This is a genomic window from Luteolibacter flavescens (assembly GCF_025950085.1).
GTDB classification, from domain to species: domain Bacteria; phylum Verrucomicrobiota; class Verrucomicrobiia; order Verrucomicrobiales; family Akkermansiaceae; genus Haloferula; species Haloferula flavescens.
In genome coordinates this window covers 449,739-461,034 of sequence record NZ_JAPDDS010000003.1, presented here as the reverse complement: position 1 = coordinate 461,034, position 11,296 = coordinate 449,739, and the positions used below count along the sequence as shown (strand labels likewise).

The 11,296-nt window shown below is 63.3% G+C and carries 6 protein-coding genes and 1 pseudogene; 3 read left to right on the top strand and 4 right to left on the bottom strand.

What is annotated here, in order from left to right:
* Nucleotides 1-93: 93 nt before the first annotated feature.
* The 3 genes and pseudogenes from OKA04_RS07800 to OKA04_RS07790 form a co-directional block, all read right to left on the bottom strand.
* Nucleotides 94-978, bottom strand: a pseudogene (locus tag OKA04_RS07800) (M56 family metallopeptidase); the annotation flags it as partial.
* A gap of 12 nt (nucleotides 979-990) precedes the next feature.
* Nucleotides 991-1,365: a BlaI/MecI/CopY family transcriptional regulator gene (locus OKA04_RS07795; RefSeq protein ID WP_264500586.1), complete on the bottom strand. Its 375-nt coding sequence runs from the start codon at nucleotides 1,363-1,365 to the stop codon at nucleotides 991-993.
* Nucleotides 1,366-1,575: 210 nt separating this feature from the next.
* On the bottom strand, nucleotides 1,576-4,593 hold the full coding sequence (locus OKA04_RS07790; RefSeq protein ID WP_425503661.1) for a DUF7133 domain-containing protein: 3,018 nt from the start codon (nucleotides 4,591-4,593) through the stop codon (nucleotides 1,576-1,578).
* Nucleotides 4,594-4,811: 218 nt separating this feature from the next.
* Between OKA04_RS07790 and OKA04_RS07785 the strand changes: the two genes are divergently transcribed.
* A complete protein-coding gene (locus tag OKA04_RS07785; protein WP_264500585.1) occupies nucleotides 4,812-5,735 on the top strand; it encodes a sugar phosphate nucleotidyltransferase in 924 nt (307 codons plus the stop codon).
* On the opposite strand, the gene OKA04_RS07780 is transcribed toward OKA04_RS07785, so the two are convergent.
* Complete coding sequence (locus tag OKA04_RS07780; protein WP_264500584.1) at nucleotides 5,725-8,616, bottom strand: FG-GAP repeat domain-containing protein; 2,892 nt, start codon at nucleotides 8,614-8,616, stop codon at nucleotides 5,725-5,727. The genes OKA04_RS07785 and OKA04_RS07780 overlap by 11 nt on opposite strands.
* 153 nt (nucleotides 8,617-8,769) lie before the next feature.
* On the opposite strand from OKA04_RS07780, the gene OKA04_RS07775 reads away from it, so the two are divergent.
* Together OKA04_RS07775 and OKA04_RS07770 are read left to right on the top strand one after the other, a co-directional pair.
* Nucleotides 8,770-9,996 (top strand): hypothetical protein, encoded by a 1,227-nt coding sequence (locus OKA04_RS07775; protein WP_264500583.1) that lies wholly within the window; start codon nucleotides 8,770-8,772, stop codon nucleotides 9,994-9,996.
* On the top strand, nucleotides 9,983-11,278 hold the full coding sequence (locus OKA04_RS07770; RefSeq protein ID WP_264500582.1) for a hypothetical protein: 1,296 nt from the start codon (nucleotides 9,983-9,985) through the stop codon (nucleotides 11,276-11,278). Before OKA04_RS07775 ends, OKA04_RS07770 begins: the two co-directional genes overlap by 14 nt.
* The last annotated feature ends 18 nt before the right edge of the window (nucleotides 11,279-11,296 follow it).

Here is an 11,296-nt window from a genome sequence, read left to right as displayed (position 1 = left end):
GCCAAAGAGGGCAATGGTCGCCACGAGCAGACAGCCGGTCGCCTGCCATGCCGGGTGACTGCGGCGGTAGCGCGAGATGTCGGCGATCCGCGAACGCAGGCCGGAGGCATTCCCGAAAACACCGAGGAAGCCGAGGCGAAGACCGGTGGTGGCGGGCAGATCCTGCATCTTCAGCAAGGCATGGCCGTAGTCCGCGCGGCGGTCCTGGGTCTCCAGGGCGAGCACCCGGGCATCGCACGCCGCCTCGCGGTCCTGGCGCACCCGGGCAAAGGCGAACCAGATCACCGGATTGAACCAATGCAGCGCCTGCAGGGTGAAGAGCAGCCAGTTCTGCGCGAGGTCGTGCCGCTTGATGTGGCTGAATTCATGCAGGAGGATCAGCCGCGATTCCGTGGCAGTGAATGTCTTCGGATACTCCGCCGGCAGCAGCAGCACCGGACGCAACAGCCCGGATACCGCAGGGCTCTCGACCTTGTGCGATAGCCACACGAGCGGCGTCTTCGTGAGACCGGCGTCCTTCCGCGCCTGCTCGATCTCCACCAGCAGCTCGGCATCGGGTGAGGTCGCATCGGCACGGATCTCCCGCAGTTTCCTGCGATAGCCGGTGATGCCTGCTGCCATCGCGATCACCACTCCGGCGAGCCAGAGGCTAGGGAGAATGGCTGCTTTCATCGGGGCGGGCGCGGGTAATCCGGCGAGGCTTCCTTCGGCTACGGCATTCATAGTAGCGGCGGTTTCGATGGCGGTAGTTGGGGTGAATTCCACCGTTGCTTCACGTGCCGGTAGCAGGTGGACCGGGAGCTCCGGAACGAAGGGCAACACCATCACCAGCAGCAACGGCAGCCACAGCGCATGCCGCCAGTTGGCAGGCAACCAGGGGCGGAGCATCATCTGAATCGTGAGGATCACGAGGGCAACCAGCGATCCGCGGACGGTCGTCGAGACCACCCATTCAAACACAGTCTCTAACAGGTTCATGATAATTCGGGGTCAGGTTTTGGTTTCTGTCGATTGATCGAGGATCCGTTTGAGCTCCCGGACCTCGTCCGGCGTGAGCCGGGCATTCTTCGCGAAGTGGACGAGCAGCGGTTTCGCCGCTCCTTGGAAAATTCGTTCGAGGAAGGACTCGCTCTCCGCCCGCACGCAGTCCTCGCGCTGCACGGCGGGGGTGTAGAGCTTCGGCGATCCCGCCTCATCGAGCGCGCCTTTTTCGACCAGTCGGGTCAACAGCGTCCGCACCGTGTTCTCAGCCCAAGAGGTCTTCTTGCGCAGGGTCTTTGCGATCTCGGAGGCAGTGCGCGGCGAGGCGTCCCACAGCACTTCCATCACTGCCCATTCGGATTCGGAAATCTTCGGTGCGTCCATGTTTGTGTCTATTCACCACAAATGTAGTGGATCTGTCCACTACATTTGTGGTGAATTTGGAGAGAGATGTGACGCGAGCGTGGTGGAACTGCCGCATGAGGCATGTGGATCTTCCGTCCGCACCGTATCGATGGAATGTCGACACCCCTCATTACGAAAAAAGGCCGCCTGTTTCCAGGCGGCCTTTTCGAGTGATTGTCGCAGCGCTTCTCAGCCCCCCGTCGCCTTGAGCGAGACGAGGTATTCGATCAGCGAGGTGAAGTCTTCCACGGTGAGTCCCGCGGCGAGGCCGGGTGGCATCATCGAGGTGGGCATGTGGGTTTCCTCGGTCACGTCGGCGCGCTTGATCTTGCTGACCTGGCCGGCGATGTCGCGGACTTCCACGATGCCGTCCGCTTCCGCGGTGATGAAGCCCATCTTGGCTGTGCCGTCCTTCATCTTGATCATCGAGGTCTGGAAGCCCTGCGCCACCACCTTGTTCGGCTCGAGGATCGAGTCGATGAGGTAGTCACGGGTGAATTTTGCCCCGGCAGCACCGAGGTAGGGGCCCTTTTGCTCGGCCTTCGGATCGATGGCGTGGCAGGCGATGCAGCCCTGCGAGGTGTAGAGGCGCGCGCCCGTGGCGACGTCGCCCTTGCCGGTCATCGCAGCCTTCGCCACTTCGGGGATGGGCAGCTCGGCCACCTTCTTGCCGCCGGATCCAGCCGCGGCTACGGCTTCCTTCGCCGCCTTCGCGGCATTGATCAGCTCGGAGTTGTCCCACTTCATGCCCTGCTCGATCTGCTTGTCAAAGCCGGCCAGCTTGAGATCCGCGATCGCTTGGAAGAAGCCCACCTCGCGCGGGATCTTGTCCACCTCGTCCTGGATCCGCTTCTTCGCGTCGGCCTTCGCCAGCGGGCTGTTCAGCACGGTCAGCATGGACTTCCACGCGATGCGGCTGGCTGCATTCCCTTGCTTCGCGGCGATCTCGCGGAGCGAGCCGATCTGGTTGCCGCGGTCCGGTGCATTCACGAAGTCGCTAATGTGCTGGGCGGCCTCGGCAGGTGCGTCCTTCTCCTGGCTCCACGTCGCGAGCACCGCGAGGCGATGCGGCATGGAGGAATCCTCGCCGCCTTTCCCGAGTGCCTTGTAGGCCTCCACGCGCTGGGCAAAGGGGCGCTTCGGCTCCTTCGCCGCGGCCACCAGCAGCATGAGCTGGGTGGCATTCAGCTCCTTCGCATTCAGTGCGGCGATCACCGGGTCCACGCCTGCGAGCTTCAGCTCGGCGACGGGCAGGCGGTTCTTGCCGAGGATGTCGAGCAGCGCGTTCTGGCGATCCGGTGCGATCATGCCGAAGCCCTTTTCAATGGCTGGCTTGATCTTCGCGGTGCCTTCCCACTCGGCGGTCTCGTAGTAGGGGCCGCGGTCATCCGGGCGGGTGTTCCACCAGCTCTTGAGGTCCCATTCCTTCTCCTTGAAGTAGAGGCGGGAAAGCGAGGACAGCACATCGTAGCGCAGTTCCAGATCGGCGGACTTGCCGAAGAGCCCGAGCAAGCCGTTCACCACGTCCATCGAGTGGACCTTCTGGAGTGCCTGCAGCGCCAGCTTGCGGGTGGCGGTGTCTTCCACGGCCTTCAGGCCGGCGGGGACATTGTTGAGAGAGGCGAGAACCTGCACGGCGGTGTGCTGGAGGCGCGGCGAGACACCCTCGTCACGCCAGTCGGCGGAGGCGGCAAAGATCGCCGGAGCGGCATCCTTCGCCTTCAGCTTCTCCAGTCCGATCAGGGCCTGGAGCGCCACGCGCGGGTTCTTGTCCTTCAGCGCGTCCACGTAGAGCTTCACCGGCACGTCGGCGAGTTCGCTGCTGCGGTCGGCCATCGCTCGCAGCGCCTGCTCGCGCATCGTTTCGTCCGCGGCCAGCTCCGCCAGATACTTGGTACTATCTTTTCCGTAGAGTTGCTTGAAGGTCCACACCGCCGCGGTGCGTGCGCTCACCGGGAGCTTCGCGTCCTTCGCCACGGCGAAGATGCCTTCGGCGAATTCCGGCTTCTTGCCGCGCTTGATAATCTCGCGCTGTGCCTCCAGGCGCTGCACCGCGCTCGGGCTGCCCACGAGCTTCAGCAGGTCGCCGTCGCTCGCCTTCGTCACGTCCTGATACTTCGCCGCGGGGATGCCCGGGTAGGTGACCTGGAAGACGAGGCCCACCTTCTGGTCCGGCGTGAAATCGAAGCCACCGTTCCGCCAGTCGGCCATGTAGAGCTTCGAGTTCCCATCCACGTCGATGTCGGTCGCGCGCGGCAATTTCTCGAAGGTCTTTTGCTCGATGGTGAAGCTCGCGCCTTCCTTCTTCCACGGGTGGTAGTGGACATTGCCCGTCGTCCAGTCGGTGGAGAAAAGCGCGTCGGTGAATTCCGCGGGGAAGCCCGGCTCGCTCAGCCACAGGGCACCCGTGCCGGAGCCGCCGCCGTAGTCCGCCAGCGGCTTGATCGCCTCGTCGGCGAAGTTCTGGTAGAGGCGCGGGTAGCCGTGGTCGCCGAGGGCGGTGTAGTGGTGGAAGCGCGTGTTCCAGCCCTTGCCGTCGTTCGTATTGTCGCGGCTGAAAAGATCCAGCTCGGGGGAAATCGCGGTGTCGCAGATATTCCGCACCATCAGCGCGTAGGGCTCGATCTGCGAGCCATCCGGCCGCACGCGGAGGACGCCGCCGCCGTGCAGCGTGTAGCTGGAGCCATCCGTGCCCTTCGCCGGGAAGGTGCCGAAGTCACCCACCGAGATGTAGAGCCAGCCATCGATGCCCATGCGCACGCCATTCGTCGTATGGTCAGCGCCGCGCGGGTGCTCGATGCCGCCGCCGAGACCGGTCACCAGCACCTTCTTCTCGTCCGCCACGCCGTCGCCATCCGTATCGCGGAAGCTGCTCAGGTAGGGCGGGTGGATGAGGTAGAGCGTGTCGCCGACGAAGTGGCCGCCGCGCGGGCTATTCACGTCCGGGACGAATTTCACGAACTCGTCCGCCTTGCCGTCGCCATCCGTATCGCGGCAGCGGATGATCCGGCCCATGTGCTCCTTGTGGCCCAGCGAGCCATTCTGGTCGGATGACACGTAAACATCGCCATTTGCGGCAGCGGTGATGGCTGCCGGGTAGTCGGCATTCGGCGGACCGGCGAACTCGGTCATCACGAAGCCATCGGGAAGTGCGGATACGCCACTTATGGCTACGGAAAATGCAAAAAAAGGACGGAGATGGTGCATGGACTGGGGCAATACGGACTGAATCCGGAAATTTCTCAAGTTCCCAAATGTGTTACCCCCCACATGGGGAGGGTTGTGCGGACGCGGGTTTGACGAGGAGAACGGGATTGGGCTGGGGTGTGGATTTCGGTGTCGCCATTAACCCGCCGGGCGGAAATGTGTTTCCCTCGCTCACGAAATCCCTTGCCCGCAGGGAAGCGCCCCCGCAAATCCGCCGCGTGATTCGCAAGGCCTTCCTTCCCGGTGCCGGTCTCGGCACGCGTCTGCGCCCGCTGACCGACCTGCTGCCAAAGCCGCTGGTGCCGCTTTTCCACCGCCCGCTCATCGCCTGGGCCATGGACTCGTGCCACGCCGCCGGGATCACGGACTTCGCGATCAATACCCACCACCTGCCGGAGAAGTGGGAAACGGATGCGAGCGGGGAATTCCGCGTGAAAGGCGAGGGGATGCCCGGTGGCAATGGCCTGCCTTCGAAGACGGGAAGCTGGCAGGGCCACCCGCTCCACCTCTTCCACGAGCCTGAGCTGCTCGAGACGGGCGGCGGCGTGAAGAACATCGAGGCATGGACCGCCGGGGAAAGCGTCCTCGTCCACAATGGCGACATCTTTTCATCCCTCGCGCTCGACCGGCTCATCGCCGCGCACGAGGCCTCGGGAAATCCCGTCACGCTCGCCGTGCGCTCCCATGGCGATCCGAAGCACGTCGCCATCGCCGTCCAGGGTGACCGGGTCGTCGATATCCGGCATCGGCTCGGCCGCTCGGAGAGCTCCCACATTTTCGCCGGCATCTACTGCTTCACCCCGGAGCTGCTCGGCATGATCCCGGCGGGCGAGATGATCTCGGTCATCCCCGCCTTCCTCGAGCTCGCCCGGCAAAACCGCCTCGGCGCTGCCGTGCTCGATGAGGGCCACTGGGCCGACCTCGGCGACCCCGCCGCCTATCTCGATGCGCACCGCGATCTGGCCCTCGCACCCGCGGTGCATCCCGACGCCATCATCGACCCCGCCGCCACCATCGCGCGCAGCGTCATCGGCCCGCGCGCGGAAATCGCCGCCGGAGCCGTGGTCCGCGACTCGGTCATCTGGCCCGGCGCGAAGGTCGGGGCAGGGGAAGTGGTGGACTCGCGGATCGTCACGGGTTGACCGGGTCGGTCACCTTCACCCGGAAGAATTCCCGGCCTGGCTCCGATGCCGGGACCGGCATGCGGACCCGCTCGTAGCCATCCGTGGCAGGAGTGCTGGCCTCGTCTCCCGTCCACGGCAGCCACTCGTCCAGATCGGTGCTGCGCTGGCGCTCGTAGGTGAGCCCTGTCGCGCTCGCATCGCTGCGGCGCTGGAAGGTGAAGAACAGGCCTTCCCCGGTCGATTCGATCCGGGGACGCCCGACGTGTCCCGGGTCGGAAACCGCGGCATCCGAGCCAAAGGCAAACTCGTCCCAATTGGGGATGCCATCTCCATCCCGGTCGGCCAGCGGTCCGGCGGAGTGCCCCGTCAGCCCGCTCGCCTCCATCCACGCGGTGAAGGCCGGAGGCTCCGCGATCCGCGAGGCGGGAAACCATTCAAGCCGGGGTGAGCCTCCGGAGGATACGATCAGATCTGCGATTCCGTCCCCATTCAGGTCGCCGGTGACTGCGCGGTCGCGGGACTCCATGCGCCCGGATGCCAACGGCAAGTCATCGAAGTAACCTCCGTTCGGATAAAACCGGGCGTTTCCTTGGTTCTCTCGCCAGGCCAGAACCGTGAATGCACTGATATACCCCGGATTGCGGGCGTGCAGGAAATCGAGGTCGCCGTCGCCGTCGAGATCCATGAACGGTTCGTCAGGTTTCACAAATGTCGATAGAGGAAATGCCCTGCGTTCGAATGTGACGCCGGGACGCGTGAGCAGGATTTCCTCGCTGCTGCAGAGATCCGCGTGACCGTCTCCGTCGAGATCAGGGATGATAGACAGCGTCTCAGCCGAGAGTTTCCGGATGGATGAAAACGAACCGTTACCATCGTTCTCAAACCAGTAAGAGGAAAGGCCACCAAAGAGGTTGCCGTTGAAAAGCAGGTCGAAATCTCCATCCCGGTCCAAGTCGATCAGCGGAGAGGGCCGAATAACACTATTCGGATGAACGCCCCAAACGGTTGCCATGACAGAACCGTTGAGCAACTGGATCGGATCGCCAAAGCCCGAGGCGGTTCCGCGTCTCCACAAGAGCCCCGAGTTCTCATAGCTACGTGGAATCTGGTAGACGACGTCCTTGATGCCGTCTCCGTCCCAATCGACATGTGCCACTGTCGCCAGGCCACTTGATGACTCCGACGTCAGTGGTTTGAGATGAAAGCTGCCGTCGTCGGCTTGAATCAGCCACTGGAAGCGATGCGTGCCGTTATAGGACACCGTAGCACCGACTTGATAGGTCTGTACGAGAAAGTCGGGCCGGCCGAGGCTGTAAACCACTGTGTGCCCGTGCGGCAGGGGCATGGGAATCAAATAGGATCCCGCCAGGTCCACTGTTGCTATCACCTCGATTTGGAGGTAATGCTGGGGAATCTGGTTCCCATCTTTCAGGGGGATGATGGTCCGTTCAAAATCGGTGCCACCCCCTTTCCGCTTCAGGATTTCAAGTTGGTTGATCAAGCCTGACCTATGAACGCTGGAGCTGCCGAACAATACTTCATTGGTGCCATCTGCATCCAGATCCAAGACTGAAATGATCCGCGGATCGATGGTGCTTCGCGTGATCTCCCGGGGGGCCCAATCCTCACCTCCAGCAGCATCGCCCCGATGCCACGTGATCTGCTCTGGAGGAGCTCCACTCAGCCCGGGCCGGCTGGGCATGGACAAAAGCAGGTCCGGGACAAGATCTCCGTTCAAGTCATGCATCGACGGTGGAAGCGGCGTGACCATCCCGGAATACCTGCCAATCGGAGTCAGATTCACCGAGTTTCCTTCAACCGTCACTTCTTGGATGACGGTGGATTGATCCATCGTGAGTATGCTCGACGGGCTGTATTCATAGGCACTCACAAAAACCCGGCCCGACCGGGCATCACACGTCAGCCCGATCCAGTCGATGGATGAGTGAGGGTCTACGGCGGGCAGTGGCAAGCTGGCGATCTCCGTTGTCGTCAAATCGACTGAAATGTCCCGGACGCGGAGGGTCTGGGCTCCGGTCTCCTCGTTTTGCTCGATCAAGAAAATCCGTGCGGATGCATTCGCCCCGATCTTTGGCTGAAAGCAGGAGTGGTAAACGGTGAACGAGTCATCGGGGTCGTCCGGGATCAAGTTGATGAATTCGGAGAAGCCCGATGGCCCGAGGTTCCTTGAGAATTGGAACTGTTGATAGGTGAAGAAACTATGCGCCAGCAGGTCCTTCAAACCATCCCCGTCGATATCGACCGGCATGATTCCCTCCCGCTGGTCCCATAGCATGTCACCAGGCTCTTCCCACTCGCTCGCTGGGACATCGATGCTCGGACTAGTGAATGCCCCGCTGCCATCCGCGAGAAACAGCCCGTTCGGCGTGAGAATGTCGGGGCGGCCGTTGCCATCCATATCGATGATTATCGTCTCTGCCCAATGCCAGTTTCTCGAATCCTCAAGAACCAGTTTCGGACTTTCGAATGATCCCTCACCATCATTTCGTGCGACGTAAAATTTCCGGACGGGATTTTGCAGTCCCTGCGGTTCATCTGTATCTTGCAGCCACACATCCGGCCTGCCATCTAGGTCATGGTCGGCCAGTCCGACCACTTCCCAGTCATATTCGCCCGCGATCCACTCGCGTGCTTTTGAGAATGATCCCGTACCATCATTCTCCCACCAGAGGACGCGGACGCCGTAGCGTTCCGCCGCCAGCACGTCGATGTCGCCGTCGCCGTCCATGTCCGTGCCGGCCGTGAACATGAGGCCGGTGCCGATGGTTTCGATCAGCGGGATGGAGGGGCCGAAGGATACCTGGGCCAGCGCGGGGGTGATAGGCAGCGCTAGGCAAAAGGCCGCAAGCCGGAGGGGGGAAGAAAAGAGGGACGGCATGTAGAACGGGAAAATGTCGGGCGAAGCGGTAGGCGAATGATGGGGTCAGGACAAGTCCCGGGGCGTGACGTTCCTTCTCTTGTCGGATTGACTCAGATCGGCGGGATGATAGGCATCGGATAGATTGCATCGTCCGGTCGAATTATCATCCCCATGAAGCTCTCCCGCAGGTCGCTGGTTATCCTTTCGGGCATCGCCTGCGTCGCTGTCGCGGGGTGGTCCGGCTATCGTGCGGAGCGGTGGGCGATGAGCGCTGCCGGTGCGCCGCAGAGGAGCGTGGGGATGATGGTGAAGCGCCTCGTCACCCCGGCGGCGAAGCTTGCAGGTGTGGATCGCCTGGAGGAATTGCGGCAGTCCGTCGGGCGGCAGTATCCCACCTCTGCCGAGATCTCCGGGCTGTGGTCGGTGGTGCGGGGCTTTTCGCTCGAGGAAGTGAAGAGCGCACTGGACTCCCTGCCCGAGCCGGGCAGTCCGGGGCAGCTTGTGAATGAGGTGATCGCGGACATGCTCCACTACCGGTGGGCGCAGCTCGACCCTCAGGCGGCGGCGGTCGCGGCGGTGAATGCGGCATCGGCTCATTCGGAGAGGCGGTTCCTTCCCTACGCGGTGCTGGCGGCCTGGGCCCAGAGTGACCCGGACGCAGCGATCCGATGGGCGCGTGAAAGCGGCGATCCTTACGCGAAGAATGCCGCCATGAATCTGGCCGCGATGCAGTGGGTGGCAGCGGACCCCGCCACCGCGCTGTCCCGTGCGAGATCCGGATACCCGGAGGCGGCGCGCGGTGTGACGCGTAGCCTGATCGACAAGCTCTCGACCACCCCGGAGTCCCGGCAGCAGCTCTTCACCATTTTGACCCCGGAGGATCTTGGCGATCTGGAGCCCGAGGTCCTGTCCCGGCTTGCACTCGAGCTGGGGAGGATCGAGCCGGGGAGGATGGAGGAATTGGTCGCCGAATTGTCCCAGGCGGGATGGACGGAAGAGCGCATCCAGAAAGTCCGCGAGGGCTCCCAGCGATACGGCTATTCTTACGAGGAACCCGAGACGGACATCGCGAACACGGGCAGTGGTAAGACCGACGGGGCGCGCCGCCTGAAGTATCCATCCTGGGTGCTGGATCATCCGCAGCAGGCACTGGAATGGGCGGAGAGCCGGGGCGATGCGGAGATCGTCTCCAGCACCGTGGAGAGCTTGTCAGGTCGTCTCTTGCAGTCCAGTTGGTCCCCGGGTCAGGATCAGCAGAGGCAATGGGTCACGTCGATCCGCAAGCAATACACCGTCTGGGAGCGCATGGACGGCGAGGCGGCGCGGACCTGGCTGGAGGACATGCCTGCGGACATGAAGAAAATCATCAACGCCCCTCAAGACGATGCCGCGCGCTAAAACGATCCTGTCCGCCTGCTTGCTCGTCGCCGTCATCGGCGGGCTCTCCTGGTCATGCCGGGAAGCAGGGAAGCGCATGGCACGCGCCGGGTGGTTCCACGGGGGTGCGGGGGCACGGGATGCCTCGCCGCCCGTGCCTGTCCGCGGCGCTTCTACTGTGAACGTAGTAGATCGGCGCCCCGATGCCGCGGCGAATGCCCTGCTCCGCCTGACCCATCTTTGTGAAGGGTCCATCTACCTCGCCTCCGACTGGGAAACGCAGGCAGAGGTGAAGTCCATCCTGGAGGGGCTGTCGGCCGAGGAACTGGCGGAAATTTTCAGGATGATGGAGGAGGATTTCACGCACTCGCCACTGGGCAAGTCCTTCCTCCTCGGGCGATTGCTGATGGAGGAGTGGGTGAGGAAGGATCCCGCCGCGGCCCTGGTCGCGGCATTCCGCCATCCGCGTCTGGGACCGGCGGAGGCATTCACCTCGTGGAGCATGGCTGACGCTGCTTCAGCCCTCGCATGGCTGGAGAGCGAGAGCTTTCCTGCCGAGCTGGCGAAGAAGAAGGACGAGCTTCGCGAGGCGGCACTGCGCCCGCTGCTAGGCCGGGATTTCGCGCTCGCCAGCGCCGAGTTCCTGAAGCTCCCGCCGGGGGGCACGGAGTGGCAGGGGCGCGCCGGCCTGATGCGCGGCTGGGCGGCCGATGTCGTTCACGATCCTGCGCTCCGCGAGCAATTGGTCGCCTTCGCGAAAACCACCGGTCACCCGGGCGATCACTCGCGCATGAATGACTCCCTGCTGCGCGCCTGGCCGCAGGAGGACGCGCTCGGCATGTTGACGTATCTGAATGAACTGCGGGACTACATGGAGACCGCGGATGTCCCCGCGGACCAGCGGCCCGGCTTCGATGCGATGGCCGTGGGTGCCGCGATCTACCGCGAATACGACCGCCCCGCGCTCGAGTGGTGGATGGAGCGCCACGCGGACCAGCCCGAGGTGCCCGGCGCCCTTCAGGACGCCATGATCCAATGGCGCGCCAAGTATCCGGACAAGGTCGCGCAATGGATGGCCGAGCAACCGCCATCGCTGCAACGCGATGCCATGCAGGCATCCTTCATTCCGTCCCTCGCCACTTCGGGCAAGATGGAAGAAGCCGCGCAAATCATCCAGGACATCGCCGATCCCGGCCTCCGCCAATCCGCCATCGAGCGACTGGATTACATGTGGTCCAGATACGACGCTACCGCCGCCGAAGAGTGGCGGGCGGGGCTCTCGGAAAATACAGACGGGCAATGAGGCATGGGATGGTCTTCA

Coding starts and splice junctions, on each gene's coding strand:
- OKA04_RS07795 (WP_264500586.1), bottom strand. CDS start 1,365: ATGGACGCACCGAAGATTTCCGAATCCGAATGGGCAGTGATGGAAGTG.
- OKA04_RS07790 (WP_425503661.1), bottom strand. CDS start 4,593: ATGCACCATCTCCGTCCTTTTTTTGCATTTTCCGTAGCCATAAGTGGC.
- OKA04_RS07780 (WP_264500584.1), bottom strand. CDS start 8,616: ATGCCGTCCCTCTTTTCTTCCCCCCTCCGGCTTGCGGCCTTTTGCCTA.
- OKA04_RS07775 (WP_264500583.1), top strand. CDS start 8,770: ATGAAGCTCTCCCGCAGGTCGCTGGTTATCCTTTCGGGCATCGCCTGC.
- OKA04_RS07770 (WP_264500582.1), top strand. CDS start 9,983: ATGCCGCGCGCTAAAACGATCCTGTCCGCCTGCTTGCTCGTCGCCGTC.